Annotated in this window: 14 protein-coding genes and 1 pseudogene; 11 read left to right on the forward strand and 4 right to left on the reverse strand. The window is 63.3% G+C overall.

Translation table 11 applies throughout. From position 1 onward, the window contains the following. Positions 1 to 47 precede the first annotated feature (47 nt). From gmtX to QM685_RS18230, 5 genes and pseudogenes are all read left to right on the forward strand, one after another. A pseudogene (gene gmtX / locus QM685_RS18210) lies at positions 48 to 832 on the forward strand (gamma-mobile-trio protein GmtX). 173 nt (positions 833 to 1,005) lie between these two features. Then, entirely contained in the window at positions 1,006 to 1,257 is a 252-nt protein-coding gene (locus QM685_RS18215; RefSeq protein WP_415118190.1) for a hypothetical protein, read from the forward strand. A 367-nt stretch (positions 1,258 to 1,624) separates the two neighbouring features. After that, positions 1,625 to 2,539, forward strand: a complete 915-nt coding sequence (locus QM685_RS18220) for a DUF72 domain-containing protein (protein ID WP_415117838.1) — start codon at positions 1,625 to 1,627, stop codon at positions 2,537 to 2,539. Next, on the forward strand, positions 2,539 to 3,714 hold the full coding sequence (dinB, locus tag QM685_RS18225; protein WP_415117840.1) for a DNA polymerase IV: 1,176 nt from the start codon (positions 2,539 to 2,541) through the stop codon (positions 3,712 to 3,714). The genes QM685_RS18220 and dinB overlap by 1 nt, the downstream gene beginning before the upstream one ends. Before the next feature lie 178 nt (positions 3,715 to 3,892). Beyond that, positions 3,893 to 4,105, forward strand: a complete 213-nt coding sequence (locus QM685_RS18230; RefSeq protein WP_415117842.1) for a helix-turn-helix transcriptional regulator — start codon at positions 3,893 to 3,895, stop codon at positions 4,103 to 4,105. 22 nt (positions 4,106 to 4,127) lie between these two features. Here QM685_RS18230 and QM685_RS18235 read toward each other — a convergent pair whose 3' ends face one another. From QM685_RS18235 to mobH, 4 genes are read right to left on the reverse strand one after another with little or no spacing between them, the layout of a single operon-like run. Then, positions 4,128 to 4,568, reverse strand: a complete 441-nt coding sequence (locus QM685_RS18235) for an SET domain-containing protein (protein ID WP_415117844.1) — start codon at positions 4,566 to 4,568, stop codon at positions 4,128 to 4,130. A gap of 56 nt (positions 4,569 to 4,624) precedes the next feature. Next, positions 4,625 to 5,323, reverse strand: a complete 699-nt coding sequence (locus QM685_RS18240; RefSeq protein WP_415117846.1) for a DUF4400 domain-containing protein — start codon at positions 5,321 to 5,323, stop codon at positions 4,625 to 4,627. Positions 5,324 to 5,334: 11 nt separating this feature from the next. Next, entirely contained in the window at positions 5,335 to 7,476 is a 2,142-nt protein-coding gene (traD, locus tag QM685_RS18245) for a type IV conjugative transfer system coupling protein TraD (protein ID WP_415117848.1), read from the reverse strand. A 23-nt stretch (positions 7,477 to 7,499) separates the two neighbouring features. Continuing rightward, entirely contained in the window at positions 7,500 to 9,641 is a 2,142-nt protein-coding gene (gene mobH, locus QM685_RS18250; RefSeq protein ID WP_415117850.1) for a MobH family relaxase, read from the reverse strand. A 645-nt stretch (positions 9,642 to 10,286) separates the two neighbouring features. Between mobH and QM685_RS18255 the strand changes: the two genes are divergently transcribed. From QM685_RS18255 to QM685_RS18280, 6 genes are all read left to right on the forward strand, one after another. Next, positions 10,287 to 10,823, forward strand: a complete 537-nt coding sequence (locus QM685_RS18255; RefSeq protein WP_415117852.1) for a lytic transglycosylase domain-containing protein — start codon at positions 10,287 to 10,289, stop codon at positions 10,821 to 10,823. Beyond that, positions 10,820 to 11,869 (forward strand): CpaF family protein, encoded by a 1,050-nt coding sequence (locus QM685_RS18260; protein WP_415117854.1) that lies wholly within the window; start codon positions 10,820 to 10,822, stop codon positions 11,867 to 11,869. The genes QM685_RS18255 and QM685_RS18260 overlap by 4 nt, the downstream gene beginning before the upstream one ends. Further along, the gene (locus QM685_RS18265) at positions 11,862 to 12,284 is read left to right on the forward strand and encodes a hypothetical protein (RefSeq protein ID WP_415117856.1); all 423 of its coding nucleotides are present in this window, start codon (positions 11,862 to 11,864) and stop codon (positions 12,282 to 12,284) included. The genes QM685_RS18260 and QM685_RS18265 overlap by 8 nt, the downstream gene beginning before the upstream one ends. Positions 12,285 to 12,293: 9 nt before the next feature. Further along, positions 12,294 to 12,668: a VirB3 family type IV secretion system protein gene (locus tag QM685_RS18270; protein WP_415117858.1), complete on the forward strand. Its 375-nt coding sequence runs from the start codon at positions 12,294 to 12,296 to the stop codon at positions 12,666 to 12,668. A gap of 89 nt (positions 12,669 to 12,757) precedes the next feature. After that, positions 12,758 to 15,358 (forward strand): VirB4 family type IV secretion system protein, encoded by a 2,601-nt coding sequence (locus tag QM685_RS18275; protein WP_415118192.1) that lies wholly within the window; start codon positions 12,758 to 12,760, stop codon positions 15,356 to 15,358. Next, complete coding sequence (locus QM685_RS18280; protein WP_415117860.1) at positions 15,351 to 16,154, forward strand: conjugal transfer protein TrbJ; 804 nt, start codon at positions 15,351 to 15,353, stop codon at positions 16,152 to 16,154. The genes QM685_RS18275 and QM685_RS18280 overlap by 8 nt, the downstream gene beginning before the upstream one ends. The last annotated feature ends 9 nt before the right edge of the window (positions 16,155 to 16,163 follow it).

The raw sequence follows: 16,163 nt of genomic DNA on the forward strand, positions 1-16,163 counted from the left end.
GAGGCTATGTTCACGCACAAGCCTCAATCAATCGACGAGTGGCAAGCATGAACAGCGCAACAATCGACCACCCGAACATTGTTCTCGACACGCTGCTCGCCAAAGGTGGCCGCGCCCATCGCATCGCCAGACTAACAGCGCTTCACGAGATCTGCCGCAGGCATCAGGAGTCTGGCTCGCGCGATTTTTCTCTCCCGACGATCGGTCGCCTGACTGAGACGGAAGGCATTCTCAAGGGGCGCGTCCTCTACAACATGCAATCGGAGGATTACCGCTTGCTGATACCCGCCTGGGCCACATACGCCGGGCCAGCGACGTCTCAATCAATGAAGCCGCTGGCAAGCCATGAATACCTCATGCGTATTCATGCCCCTCCGATCCGTTCCGTCATGCAGACGATCATCGGGGAGCGAGACAAGCTCCGGGAAGAGGTCAACCTTCTGAAGGCCAGCACGCAAGTCGTCGTGGACGGCGCCCAATCGGTGTCCGTGCACCGGGAGCCGCCATCGTGTTGCCGACAACGACGAGCGGCTTCAACGCGCAGCTCACTCCTTCAGAACGAAAAGCGTTGGAGAAGGCGGTCTCGGCCGACTACCTCGAAAGACATGGCTTACGCGAAGGCAGTCATGGCGAGATCGTGAACGAACGGGGTCGCACTGTGTTCGATGTCGGCTTCGCGCCTGCGATACGCAAGGTCCTTGACCTGAACTGCCAATCAACAAAACGATGTGTTTCGATATATGCATACATCGAAACGAATTATTCCCGGAGACCCCGCCGCAGAACACTTCCGCGCTCTTTGCCCCCCAAACTATGTACTCCGCGGGTATAGGTCCAGAGGCATGGATGGATGCTTTCGGGATGGATGACGGATGCGGACATTGCATTGCGGAGATACCTGTATGGATGTACAGTATCTTACACAGTCATTCGCGGGTGCAAGCTGGCACCTTTTATTTCTCCGAGGAGCGCGCCGTGGACGTGCCCGTGCGCAGGACACATCCGATGCCTAAAGTCGCCGCGTGGGTTTCGAGCCTGCGCGAGGCGTTCGGGGGTGCCGTGATTGACGACGCGATCCGGCGGGGTAGGGCTGGAGAACCGACGTTCTTCGCCAGCGAGAACGGTCGCACAGTGGGTACACCGGCACCCGCGACCACGAACGCCTGGATCGTCGACCGGGCCGTTGCCGATCGCCACTTCTGTGCAGGGTGCGACGGTTCGTGTGTCGGTACCGGGCAGCGCTGCCCGGCACGATAAACTGCCCCGTGTTCGAACGGAGGTTACCTTGTACCGGCTTGCCCTGCCCGTCCTGCTGCTCATTGCTTTGCCGGCGCTCGCCGAAACAGTCGGAGCCGGTTCGAGCCGATATGTCGAGATATGGAACCCGCCCGAGGCCCGGCACAAGCCTAACCCATCAGGTACTGTCGCGCGGAATGTGCACAGACGGGACATGAGTCGATCGCGAGCGAATGCGCGACCGCGGCTGGCGAGAAGTGCGTCGATACCACCCATGGCCAGCGGCGCCGAGGCCGGCGAGGTACCTCGCATTCCGCCAATCATCGGTCCGGACGGTCGGCCGTTCACCGTGTAGGCAAACCGTGGTCAATATCCGGCGGAGATGAGGATGGACATCCTGTGTGGCACGGCCGGCTGGACAGATAAGTCCCTCATCGCCTGCGAGCGTTTTTATCCGCGCGGGTGCAGCACCGCCGAAGCCCGGCTGCGATACTACGCATCACAGTTTCCGCTCGTTGGGGTGGATTCGAGCTTCTACGGGGTGCCATCGGCATCAAACTCTCAGCTATGGGCCGAACGTACACCCGACGGCTTCACGTTCAACATGAAGGCGTTCAGATTGTTGACGGCGCATCAGACGCCACGTGAGTCGCTGTCGATGGACATCGCGGCGGTCATGCCCGACAGCCGCAAGAAGAACCTCTACTACCGTGATGTGCCCGCCGACGTGCTCGATGAACTGTGGCGCCGCTTTCGCGAAGCGCTCGATCCTCTTCGCCGGGCCAACCGGCTTGGCGCCATCCTGTTCCAGTTTCCACCCTGGCTGACCAGCGCACCGGAAGGCATCGCGCATGTCGAAGAGTGCGCACACCGAATGACCGGGTATCTCGTCGCGGTCGAATTCAGGAACAGCTCGTGGCTTGACGAGCGCCATCGCGCATCGACCCTCGATCTGCTCAAGGCGTATGACCTGCTTCACGTCGTCATGAACGCACCTGAAGGCGTCAAGAACCGCGCGCATACCTTATGGGATGTCACCAATCCGGAACTGGCATTGGTGCGACTGCACGGCAGGAACACAGCGACCTGGAATGCCACGGGTGCAACGTCTGCGTCTGTCCGGTTCGACTACGATTACAGTAACGAAGAGCTCGCCGAACTCGCGGGGTCCATCAGCGACATTGCATCGCGTGTCGCCAGAACGCATGTGATTTTCAACAACTGCCTCGAAGATCAGGGACAGCGCAACGCGCGCATGCTCATGAACCTTCTTCTCGGAGATTCCCCAGTAGCAACGACGTAATGAGCGATCAACCCCGGCGAATTGCCCACCTCGACATGGATGCGTTCTACGCGTCCGTCGAGTTGCTACGTTATCCAGAACTTCGCGGCCAGCCGGTGGTAATCGGTGGCGGCCGCAACGCAACGCCGGAAACGCTGCCCGATGGTACGCGACGCTTCAGGCGGCTGCGCGACTATGCGGGCCGTGGCGTCGTGACGACATCCACCTACGAGGCGCGCGCGCTCGGCGTATTCTCGGCGATGGGAATGATGAAGGCGGCGCAACTCGCTCCAGATGCAATCCTGTTGCCGACCGACTTCGACTCTTACCGCCATTACTCGCGGCTCTTCAAGGCAGCGGTCGCGACGTTCACGACGCAGATCCAGGATCGCGGAATTGATGAGATCTACATCGACCTGACCGACGTGCGAGGCGAATCGCGAGAGATCGGCGCAGCGATCAAGCAGGCGGTGCGCGATGCGACCGGGCTAACGTGTTCGATCTGCATCGCACCGAACAAGCTGCTCGCGAAGATCGGCTCAGAGCTCGACAAACCGGACGGACTAACGATCCTGACAGCAGCCGACGTTTCCTCGCGCATCTGGCCGCTGGCCGCGCGCAAAGTGAACGGCATCGGACCGAAAGCCAGCGAGAAGTTCACTTTACTCGGCATTCATACCGTCGGTGACCTTGCAGGCGCGGCACCCGAATTTCTACAGACACACTTCGGGCTGCGCTACGCCACGTGGCTGAAGGAAGTCGCACACGGTATCGACGAGCGGCCAGTCGTCGTGTCGTCGGAACCCAAGTCGATGAGCCGTGAGACCACGTTCGAGCGCGACCTTCACCCGCTCCGTGACCGCCCCTTACTCTCAGAGACCTTCACACGACTCTGCGTCCGCGTCGCAGAGGATCTGCAACGTAAGGGATATATCGGACGCACCGTCGGGATCAAGTTGCGCTTCGATACCTTTGAAACCGTCACACGTGACCTGAGTATCCCGGTAGCAACGGCTGACGCAATCACAATTCGCCGTGCGGCCACTGAATGTCTGAAACGCATCCCCCTGAAGCGCCCCTTGCGGCTACTCGGCGTGCGCGTCAGCGCACTGGAGAGCTCCGCGAATCTTCGTTTCGTTCAGTCCTATCAGCCCGACCTGTTCGAGGCATCGTCAATTGACGAGCCGCCCCTTTAGCCCGCCCAACAAAGCGGTAACAAAGTGTAAATGTGAACTATCACAAGGCACGGTCCATACGATCGGCAAGCTCATTGCTCCACCTGATCCATCACGATGCTGATTCAGTGCGTCCATTGCAGCAAAGCGGCCTCTATGGATAATCGAACATGATCGAAGCATCCCGGAGTCGTGCAAAATGGACCAGGTAATGCGCATGAAGGACGTCGTCAAGAAAATCGGCCTGTGCCGTGCAACCATTTACGCGATGATCAGCCGGGGAGAATTCCCGCGCCCCATCCGCATCGGTGAGCGCGCGACCGGATGGCGTGAGTCCGAACTGGAAGCGTGGCTTGCCAACCGGTCAGCGACGAGAGAGCAAACGGCACGGCCTCTTTCGCAGAGTCACTAATTTTGCTTGCCCGTATCAGGACTCACCCCACTGCCAGCATCGTTCCCCTGCATCCCGCAGCGTCGCACCGGCAGATGTAGCACTGCCTGATCTCATCATCGGCCGGCTCGTCGGTCACTAACTGGTAGTCCAGGAACAGCTCATCGCCAGGCGCGATCGCGACCGACGCATGGATAAAGACGCGATCATCGATTTCGATGGCCTCACAATTTGCATCGCACGAGTGATTGAGCCAGCGCGCGCTGTTTCCCCGTTGCCCGCCGTCAATCACACGTCCATCCGACAGCCCAAAAAAGTAAGTGTGACCCTGCGTGCCTTCATTTTGGTGTTGCCTGACTGCCCTTTGCCATCTGATCAGATCACCCTTGTATTCGAGAATCCGCTCGCCGGGTTCGAGCGCCTGAAGCGCGAATACGCCTTGCCCGTGCACGGGCGAGCGCCGGACCACCACACGTCGCTGCATGACCTGCCTTTCCTCTCGCTCATTGTCGAAGTGAAGTATAGGGTGGCCCTTACTGCCTATGTGTATTTCTTGAAGTACTTGACCATGTTCCATACCGCGAGCAGCATCATCACCGAGACCGGCCAGAAGAGGAGATAGACAGGCAAACGCAGCGGTGCGACGAGCCACACGATGGCCGTCAGCGGTATCACCCCAAATGCAAGCCCATGTTTTGCACGGTGGTAGCGGGTCGCAGATTCGTGGCCGCCCTGCGCCCGCCTGACGTGACGCGCCACCAGCCCATCCGTGAGTGCGACCACAACAGCCAGCACAAACTGCGGGATCGTCATCAGCAACATCGAGACGCGAACGCCGAACAGCTTCATTCCGACCATCGCCACGATCAGCACCTCGCGTGCTGATCCGGTAAATGCGGGCCGGAGCATGGAGCCGAGGCCCTGAGCCGGCAGTGTCCCGGCCTGCCAGGCGCGCGCAGAGGCATCGACGCCCGTCCAGCCAAACCAGCTCCAGTAAGCGAGGTCTGCGGCACGCCTTGCGAGTTCGCGATCTGATGTCTGCTCCAGGTAATAACGGAGCAGCGTCTCAATCCCGCCCACGGGATCGCCCCGCCATAAAAAGTGGGCTGCCGCGATGTCAGCCAGTACCGACAGAAGCGATGCCAGCACCACCCATAGCATCGCATGGATCGCCAGATCGACGATCCAGAAAAACGACTTCACACCGTCCGCGTTGCCATCCCGGCGCGTCGCACTCATGCCCGCTCCTCTCAGAACCCTGCGCCCTTGCCTTCGACCGCCCAGGGTTCGCTGGCCGAGGGCTCGGTGTGACTGACGACTGGCATGAAGCTGCCCACTGCGCCGCCGATAACGTCCGGCGCCACCCCACCTGCATCATCGAACGGCGATACGGCCTGCACATAGGACGTGTATTTCGCGCGCATATCGGCTACCACCTCATCCAGTCCCGGCAGCATGACCGGATCGTTTTTCTCCAGCAGCGGCAGCCGCACCTTCACCAGCTGGCCGCCCTCAATCAGCGCAAAGGCCTGCCCCTTCGGCAACTGCGTGAGCTCGGAGGGCTGCAACATCGGCACCGGGCGTACCGAAATCTGGTCGTGCGTCTGCGCCGTGAAATGTACGCCCTCCCCGCGTCGGACAGCATCCGTCGCCGACGAGGCGAGTGTCAGCGTCTTCACGTCGACCATCGGCAACTGGTCGGTGAGGATCTGCGCGGTCGTCACGTATTTCACACGCAGCATCACGAGCGTGTTGAAGTTGCCGAAGATCTGCTCGGCCTTGGCCCGCGAACCAATCTTCGCTTCCACGTCGGCGCTCGTCTGCGTGTAGGCCGTCACCTGATAACCGGCCCCGCCTGCCTTGTTCACCATCGGCACGAATTCGTCGCCGACCAGTTCGTTGAATTCGTCCGCGTGGATCGATACGCGGCGCCTGCCGCCAGCGGTGCTCTGGCCGTAACCATGCCCGTACTTGTAGATCCGGCCGGCAGTTGACGTGAGATCCGCGAACATCGCGTTGCCGACCACGCCCGCGACCTCGAAGTCGGACAACGCATCGAGCCCGACGTATACGATCCCGCCGCGGTCCATCACCCGGTTCCAGTCGAACACCGGGCGCGGGTCGTCCGGATCGCTGTAGTCGGGCGACAGCAGCTCCGACGTCCGCCCTGTGGTGAGCTTTTCCAGGAGGGGATAGAGGGAGGAGATCAGCTTGTCGAAGTAAGAACGCTCGTTGCTGATCACCGACAGCAAACCGTTCGCGATCGGATCGGTCCAGCCCTGCTGACGGATCAGGTTCGCAACCTGCAGCACTTCCTGGTTGCGCTGCAGGCGCATCGCCTGCTTCGCCTCCTCCTTCTCGAGTGGCTCCAGCCCATCTTCCCAGCCAGGATGGTCACGATCGAGCCAGAAGCGGAAATACCGCAGCGCCAAGCCGTCGATATTCACCGCATTCTGGTAGATCATCTCGTAGGTCGGACGGATACCAAGCGCGCTCATCGCACGGGCCATCACGTTCACGAAGCGCCAGACGAAATCGCGGAACGCTGCCGACTGGCCTTCCTTCGGCAGGTTGCCCGCGATGCGGGTCGCGACTTCCGTGATCCGCGAGTAGGTGCCGATCGGGCTGTAACGTGCGGAGCGGTCCGGGTAGCCCAGATGGAAGAAGGTGAACTCGCCCTCGCGACCGCAACGCTTCGCCTCCGCATACATGCGTAGCAGCAGGTCGACGTCGCCCTTCGGATCGAACACGATCACGACATCGCCACGACGGATATCCTGGGCGACCAGGACCTCGCACAGGCGGGTCTTGCCGACGCGTGTCGTGCCAAGCACCGCCATGTGACCAACACGCTCGCCGAGGTCAAACCAGACATCGCGCTCCTCCGGTTCGACACCGTGCAGGGCGGCATCGCCGCCAACGGGCGGCAGCGGCGCGACCGGATTCCACCAGCCCGTCTGGCACGTGATCCGCGCGAGTCGTGCGTCAGGATGACGCCGCTCATAGTCCCTCGCGTGATCGTAGAGATCGTTACGCGCCAGCAGTCGCCGGTTTTCGGGAAGGTGAACCTGATAGAGGCGCTGCGTGTGAATGCCGCTCCACCGGAAACCACGGCCGAGAAACACCTCCCTGTTCGAGTATGGAATCGTCGCAGCCGGGATCACGTACTGCGGCAGGCGCCGCAGGTTGCGCTGAAAACGGATCAGTTGCCAGCCCTGCCTGGCACGCACCCACGCCAGGGCAAGCAATCCGAGCGTTGTGACACCGTCGGTCGCCGGGGTCACTAAAAACAGTGCGGGATGGGACCAGAGCACGCCCGTTGCGGCGAGTGCGGCAACCGACGACAGCAGTTCGACGGGTCTGCGGAAGCGGTTCTCGACTGGATAGGCCATCGCTCGCCGCCCCGTCCTGGCCCCTACGACTGCGACAGGCCGTCGGCGTCCTGCGCCGGCTTCTGCCTGGACTGGATCATCGCGTTCGGCGACGGAACAGGATTGAAGAACCGCTCGGGCTCGGGCACGAGCATTACCGACAGCTGCCGTCCTCCCGCCCCCTTGATCGTGTAATGAAGCAGGTAGGATCGCGCGGCACCGCCCGAATCCGCCGCCACCGGATAGCCCGACTTCTGGAAATCGCGCTGTAGCTGCTTCCACGGCTCAGGCGCTCTGCCGTTCTCATCGGGCGTCTGTTCGATCGCCTCCAGGTGCGCCTGCGCGAAGTCGCGGAAGACGGCTGGTGTCACGAGCAGCATGCCTTCCGGCACGAAGTGCACCCGCGCCATCGACTCGTTGTATGGCAGTGTGCCGGTTGCAATCCCTTCCTGGACCCAGGCCATGAAACGCTCGGCGTTCGGTCGCGGTTGCCGGCCGCCCGCGTGTGAAGCCACGGACCGTGCCGGCGCCTTCGCTTTCTGCTTCGGGCGCATCGGTGGAGCGACCTGGTCGGGCACAGGTTGGTCTGCCGTATGCGCCTTCCCGTCGCGAACTGCTTCAGCCTGCAACGTCGATGCGCTCTCGAAGTCAGGCAGAAAATCTGGCGAGCCGACGTGGGAAACCGGCTGCGGGACAGTTGCCGTTGGCACCGGGATGGGCTCATCGACTGCTGCGCCAGTCAGATCAGGCATGACGAGCAACATGGGCAACGCTGCGTCGGTTCCCGCCGTGGGCGCGCCCTCATGGACAGCCGTTGCCTCAGCGGGTCCCGGTTGAACCGGCTCGTCCGCGTCCGGCGAAGCGGACTGGACGTCTACCGTATTGCTAGACCCCGGTGATGCATTGTCGGCCGGCGACGCCGCCGCGTCCATTCCAGCCTCGACCACCCGCACCGCACCGGGCGGGAGCGCACGCGGGTACTGACCTGGATCGGCAAACAGCCGGTCAAGCGGAAAACGCAGCACCGTAAAGGTCTGCTTCCAGGTTCCCACCGTCACCTCAACGGTCCAGATCGCGCCGCCTTCCGGTGTGGGAACGAGCGCGCCATACTCCTGCCAGGTGTCGAAGAGCCGGTTGTTGTCAGCCGGGATACCGGCCGCACCAGGCTGCTGCCGTTCGTTTCGGGCCAGCCACGCCCGCACGGCTTCAGCGAGCGTCTTCGCGACACACCACAGGGATTCGCCGTCGCAGTAACCGGTGGCGCCCGCACGGTTCATCGGCAGCTCGCCTTCGGCGAGCAACCGCCGCAACCCGCCCATCAACCGCTCGATCAGCGGAACCGCGCGCGCTGTCGCAAAGCGGGTGCGAGGGCCCGAGAGCAGGTTCAGCGCAACTGAACGCCGGTCCGCTTCCCCCACAATCTTCGCGAGTGCCCCGTCCTTTGCATTGGCGTCGCCGGAGAGATACGCTGCCAGTTCATCGATGACTGGCGGATATTGAGCGAGCCAGGCGAGCGATGCGGAGGGAACGAGGCGCTGGAGCAGCACGATGGACAGCCGCGCGTGCGCGCCGTAGTCGCGCTGTGCCGGTTCCGGGAAATCTACCCGGTACCACTCGCCACCCTGCCCGTTCATGCTGCCCGCCAGCGGCACCCAGGGACGCGCAGTCGCACCAATCACGATTTCAATGTTCAGGTCTGCCAGGGGTTTGCCGATGTCGTGCAGCAGCGCGGCGACCAGCACGGCATAACTATATCGCGCGCCGTGCTGCATCTGGTTTTCGGGACTGGCGCCGAGCGGCAGCCGGTAGCCTTCGCGGAAATGCAGCGCAGACCGTGCCACCTCGAACAGATGGATCAGCAGGCCACCGGGCTGTGCGTGATGATGGGATTCCGATGCGGGCAATAGTTGCACGAATTCGGTGAGTTGCCGGATCAGCGGCTCGACGTCCCTCCGTTCACTTTCCGCCGACAGGCCCAGGCTGCTTCCGATACTGCGCACTGGGCCCTGTATGCCGGTTCGCACAAGGAGCTCACCGGACGCGAGCACTGGCAGATGCTGCGCAGACGGCTGCGAGCGCCGCAGTGTCGGAGCGGCGACGGGTGCAGCAGGCAACGCTGGCTGGGAGAGCCTCGTGGAGGCCGCTGAAGCGCGTCCCAGCCAGGTCAGGGCGGTACTGAGTGCCATGTGGGCTCGCAGGAGATAAGTGCAATTGGGCTGCGCGGCGTGCGCAGTGCCTCGCTCGACTGTCCCCACAGTACGCAGTCGCCCTCACTCCCGGTCCAAAATAACTGCACGGCAAGCAGACGTCGCATGCAGTCATGTCGAACGCGCGGAGACCGGAAATCTCGGTCAGCCAGGCTGTCCCTTCCTAGCCCTTTCCGACCTTTCCCGGCGTGCGCCGTAGCGTTTTTCTCCGTTGCCGCAGCAGCCTTTTTTACCCTTCACCCTTTGCGCCTTTCAGCGGGTGAAGCGACTCATCCCAGGCTTCACCCGTGGCCTTTGGATAAGGCCCTTCCCTTTTGATCGTCCTTTGTTCCCCTTGCCTTTGCAGCCTTCCGCCAACGCCTTTGTATCGCGCTGGACAGTCTGTCCTGGCAACGACCTAGCGACCAGGCAGTCGGCAAAAACCTGCCGGCCCGGGCGCACACACCGGCAGGTATCGGGCCCCTCCGCGCGCCATCGCTGCCTACAGTGAACCCGTCGGTCCGCTCCCCCTGGGCCGACGCGCGCTGTTGGCCTGCCGGGATGCTCCCCGCGTCCGGCAGGCTCTTTTTCTGGTTTTCGTGATCATCGGCGCGACGTGGGGACTGGCAACAACGGATGAGGTCAATGGTGAGGTATGTGTGGATCGTTCTGGTGGGTGCAGTGATGTCCGGACTGGCGCTCCGTTGCCGGGCCGACTGCATCGATGACGCCGCGCGCTTTCATCACGTGAACGTGCGGCTCGTCCGCGCGATTGCCACCGTCGAGTCCGGACAGCACGCGAACGTCGTCCATCTGAATGCTGACGGCAGCACCGATATCGGCCTGATGCAGATCAACAGCCGGTGGCTGGTGACGCTCTCGCGCTTTGGCATCTCGCGTGCCGATCTCCATGACCGCTGCACCAACGCCTATGTCGGCGCATGGATCCTGTCGCAGAACCTTCACCGACTCGGCGTGAACTGGGACGCCGTCGGCGCCTACAACGCCGGGGCGCACGAGAGGCGCATCGCGTACGCACGCCGCGTGTATCGGGCACTCAACACGGCAGCGTCACACCTGCCTTCAGCATCGTCCGATCCGACGGTCGTTCAGCAAGGTGCGCCGGCTTCCGGGCTGATCACAAAGCTGTTCCAGCCTCTCACATGGGGAGGCGTTCGATGAGCCGGCTCACGTACGAATACGCGATCGAGGTACTGAACGACTACCTCGGTCCGCTGCAACCGATGCTCGCGGACCCCGACGTGCAGGAAATCATGGTCAACCGCGCCGACGCGATCTTCGTCGAGCGCAACGGGAGCGTCACATACGTCGCCGGGTGCGAGCTCGATCCCGATGCGCTCGACCGCGCCATCACGATCCTCGCGAACGTCAATGCAAAGGAGCAGACGCCGCTGCTCGACGCGCGCCTGCCTGGCCTGCGCCTCGCTGCTGCCCGGCATCCGGTTGCTGTACACGGCGACATGATGTCGATCAGAAAGCATTCGCGTCGACGTATTGGACTTGCCGACTATGAGCGCAGCGGTGCGTTCGATGTACTTCGAGGTGCGTCACCGCTCACCGCGCGCCGCCGCCATGCCGCGCTGCTGGAGCGTCTGGCTGCGGGTGGCGCTGCGCTGCGCGAGTTCTTCGAATGGGTCATGCGCGAGCGCATCAACGTTGCGTTTTCGGGCGGTACCTCGTCCGGCAAGACCACACTGCTCAACGCGATGATCGATGCCGTACCGCAGGCAGATCGCGTCGTCACCATCGAGGACACGGCCGAGCTGCAGGTGCATACGCCCAATCACGTCGCGTTCGAGACCAGGCTCGGCATTACGATCCGCGACCTCGTGCGCTTCTCGCTGCGGGTACACCCGGACCGGATCATCGTCGGTGAAGTCCGGGGCGCCGAAGCTTTCGACCTGATGGAAGCGCTGAACACCGGACACCCCGGCTCCATCGTCTCGTTCCATGCCGACTCTTCCGACACCGCGCCCGCCCGGCTGGAATCGCTGATCCGGATGAGCGACGAAGGCCGGCTCCTCTCCATCGACGACCTGCGCCAGAAGATCGCCTCCACATTCCGGTTCTTCGTGCACGCCGAGCGCCAGGGTGCAGTGCGTGGCCCGGTCGAAATCCGCGAAGTGCTCGGCGCCGGGAATGGGCGCTACCAGACACGTTGTCTCTTCTCCCGTTTCGCCTCGCATGAGGAGATGGCCCATGCATGATCAGCATCATCGTGCCCGCCTGCCACGCAGCGCCAGCCGGGTCATCTCCGCATGCCGCCAGCACGGCGCGGATCTGCGCGATGCATCGCGCACCCTCGTCGTCCGGCACCCGCGGGCGCTGCGCCTGATTTTCGCGGCCCTCTGGCTCGGCACGATTCCCGCCATCGCGCATGCCGGCATCTGGAACGGTGGCCTGTGCACCGTCTACCAGGACGTGCTCGATAACGAACTGCTGGAGGTCGTCTCGCTCTCCGCGCTCGTCGGCTCGATCGTGCTGTGGCTGCTCGACGACGGCCGCAGCAACATCAAGACGCATGTGCTGCGCGGCGTGCTCGGCACGCTGGCGATCCTGAACATGCCGCTGCTCTGGGCGCAGGTGTTCAACCATGGCGCCGCATGCACGGGCAGCATCTGAGGCGCTGATATGGAAACGCTTCGTTCCCCCGGGCACGACGCATCCGGCGAACCACCCGATCCACAGGATCCGGCGGACCCGCTTGCGACACGCGTCCGCAAGACCATGCTCGAACCCTTCCTGCTGCTCGGGATCGACCGCAAATGGTGCATTGCCGAGTGTGCCATCGTCATCACGTTCGCAGCAGGTCTGCGTAACGGCTGGGTGCTGCTCGCGGTACTGGTCACGCATCCGGTGCTATGGCTCGCTGTACGGCGCGACCCTGACCAGATCCGCTGCTATACGAAATACAGCCGTCAGGGCGACTACTACGAGCCCCGCCAGTTGCTGCGCCAGAAGATCAATGCCCGTCCCAAAGGCTTTGCCCGGGGGATGCCGTGCTGAAGGCATCTGCCGCCCTATCGCCATTCGATGGCGAACGGCTCGCCCGCGTCGCGCAGCGCACGGATGGTGACCGCCGTTCGACCGCCGAGATGGTGCCGTGGCTGTTCCGCTTCAGTGACTCGCTGATCGTCAACAAGGACTCGTCGGTGATGGCGACGTACGAGTTCTCGGGTCCCGATGCCGATGCGCTCTCGACCGGCCACGTGCTCGAACTCATGGACAACCTGATCACGTCGCTGCGTGACATCGCGCGCCGGCCCGTGACGATGTGGTGGACGGTGCACCGCCGCCGCAGTGCCCGGTACCTAAGCGTACCGATGCCCGATCCAGTTTCGCAACGCGTTGACGATGCGCGGCGCGACACGTTCGAGCGCGGTGCGAACTATGCGAACCGCCGCTTCGTCACCTTTGCACTGGCCCCCGAAGTCGGACTCGACCGGTTTGCGGGCAAGGTCACGCACGGCATGACGCATGACAGGCTGTCGATCGCGCAGTCGCTGATTCAGGCGGTGCGCGGCACCTTTTCCGACCAGTACCTGTTTGCCTATACGGCCTCGGAACTGGCTGCCGCCGTCGAGACCTTCGAGAACATCCTGTTCGGCTTCGTCGCCGGCAATCCGCGACTTGCCTGTCACAGGCTTCGGGGTGGCGCACTGGGCGCATTCATGCACGCGTGCTGCTCGCCGCCCAGTGACCACGTCGCTGCCGTGCCGGTACCGGATATTCCCGCACTGGATCTCGCGATGTGCGATACCGAGGTCCGCCCCGGTCACGACTACCTGCACTTCTACTCGCACGGCCGCCAGCGCTTCGCGATCGCGGCCGGCGTCCCGGCCCGGCGTGACTTCTGGCCGGACAGCGTACGACCCACGAGCCTCGACGGCCTGTTGAAGGTGCCCGGGGAACTGACGGTCAGTCACTGCTTCCGGCTCACCACGCCGACGGTCGCGATGCGCTTCATCGACAGCATCCGCCGCTATCACGAAGGGCGACGGCTCGACACGCGCTCGCTGCTGGCCGCTACGCTGCGCGGCGGAGACACCTCGGGCGCCCGCCAGAACCCCTCCCGCTCGACTGCCGCGGACGATGCCAACCGGCGTATCGGCAAGGTCGAGATGGCCGAGGAAATGTATGGGTACTACAACCTGTCAGTCCTTTCCTTCTCGCCCGTTTTCGAGACCACGCCGTTCGATGACGACGTCGCCATCGAAACGGCGTGGACGCAGGCGGTCGCGACGCACAGGGCCGTCGAGGAAGCGCTGCGCGCGGCGCACTTCACGCCGGTACGCGAAACCCTCCATGCCTTCTCCGCCTTCGCAACGACCATCCCGGGCATGTGGCGCGAATGCGCGCGATGGTCGTTCATCGACACAGCGGCATTGGCACGACTGCTGCCACTGCGCGGCGTGTCGGACGGGCACCGGATCAACGCGCATCTGACGAAAGAGACCGGCACCCGCTGTCCCGCGCTGGCCGCCTTTCCGACCGAGTTCGGCACGCCCTACTGGTTCACCGCATTCCTCGCCGACGTCGGGCACATGCTGATTTGCGGGCGCACCGGATTTGGCAAAACGATCTTCATGCTGCTGTGTGCGACGCTGTTCCGCAAGTATCCAGGTGCATGGCTGTACGGGTTCGACAAGGACCTGTCGATGCGTATCCCGACGATCCTCCAGGGCGGACGATACCTGCAGTTCGATCATGACGCAGCCGGCGCTTCCGATGACGAACGTGCACAGATGAACCCGCTCGTGCTGCTCGCGGACCTCCGGCACCGGGAATTCCTCGTCGAATGGATCGTGATGCTCGTCCAGCAGCGCGGCACCTACCGGGTAACGGCGGGAGACCGCCACGAGCTCGAAACCGCGCTCGCCGCGACGCGCAGCCGCAGCGACCAGCGGCTGTGGCGACTGCGTACGGTCCACGCGTCGCTGCCCGCCGGTCCGCTTGCCGACGAACTGGCATTGTGGGTTGGTCCAGCCGTCCACGCGCACTATTTCGACAACGTGCACGACAGCTTCGACCATAGCTCGAACGCCGGCCGCTGGGTGTCGATGGCGACGGACCGGATTCTCGCCAGTCCGGCCATTGCCCGCCCGTTCCTGTCGTACGTGACCTATCGCATCCAGGATTCGCTCGAGCAGCGGCGCGCCGCGGGCGTCATCGGTCCCACGCTCGTGATGCTTCCGGAAATCTGGAACCTGCTGGACGACGATACGTTCGCCGCGCAGATCGGGAACTGGATCGTCACGATGCGCAAGAAGCTCGGCTGCGTATGGATGGATGCCCAGTCGCCCGAGCAGGTCTCGACCTCGAAGATCTGGCCGCAGATCCGCGACAACGTGCTCGTGCGCGTGTTCGTGCCGGTCGAAAATTTCACACCGTCCGCGAAAGCGGCTTACCAGCGCGATTTCGGTCTGTCCGACGCCCAGATCCGCACGATCCAGCAGCTCGTCGCCAAACGCGACTACTTCGTGACCGAACAGGGCGGCGCGTCACGTCGCATCTCGGTGCCACTGGACCCCACGTCGGTCGCCATCCTGCGATCCGAGATGAGCGCCCAGCTCATGTTCGACCGGCACCTGCATTCCGGGCGTCCGGACTGGAAAGATCGCTACATCGAGGAGGCGATGAATCAGTCCAGCGGGAGTGCGATTTCAGCATCGGAACTGGAAGCCCATCATGCTTAAGCCAACGATTCCCGGCGCGGCGCTCGTCGCTGTCCTGTCGATGATGCTGCACGCGGGTGCGGCTCACGCCGGCGGCGGCCTTGACGGGGGCGCCACCGAAATCACGCAGTTGCTGAACCATGCCGAGCTGGCTTCTTCGGTCGCCCAGCAGGCGCAGATGGTCGAGCAGAACGTCCAGGCGCAGATCACCCGCATTCAACAGTACGTGACGATGGTTCAGAACCTGAAGCAGGTTCCCACCTCACTGATCGACCAGACCATCGCTCCCTACCGCACGCAGCTTGCGAGCTTCCAGTCACTGTCCACCGCTGTCACGCAACTGCAGCAGGCGGCCACTGCCACGAACGGGCTCTTCGGTCGCAGCCTCTCCGAGATGAACACGACGGGCATGTCGCCTTCGCAGTGGCTGTCGGCCTACACGTCGCTTGCCTCGACACGTGGCGGTCTGTATCAGCAACAAATGACACAGGACATGCAGAACCTGGACACGCTCGCGCAGCGCGCGCAGAACCTGCAACAGATCCAGTCGCAGATCCCCGGTGTCACGGGCAATGTGCAGGGCCTGCAGATGCTGAACCAGCAGTCGAATGTGCTCGCTGGCGAAATGGTCGACCTGCATGCACTCGTGCAGCGCCAGGTCATGCAGCAGATGCAGGACCGCATCGCGCAATCGCAGGCCCAGGGCAACGCGGCACAGCTTGCTGCCGCCCGTGCGGCCGCGCTCGGCCAGACCAACCAGCAGGAGCAGCAGACGACGCAGGGCGCGCCCGACTTCGATCTGCTGCAGGACCAGTAGGAGAACCAG

The organism is Paraburkholderia sp. (assembly GCF_047605525.1).
Lineage (GTDB): Bacteria > Pseudomonadota > Gammaproteobacteria > Burkholderiales > Burkholderiaceae > Paraburkholderia.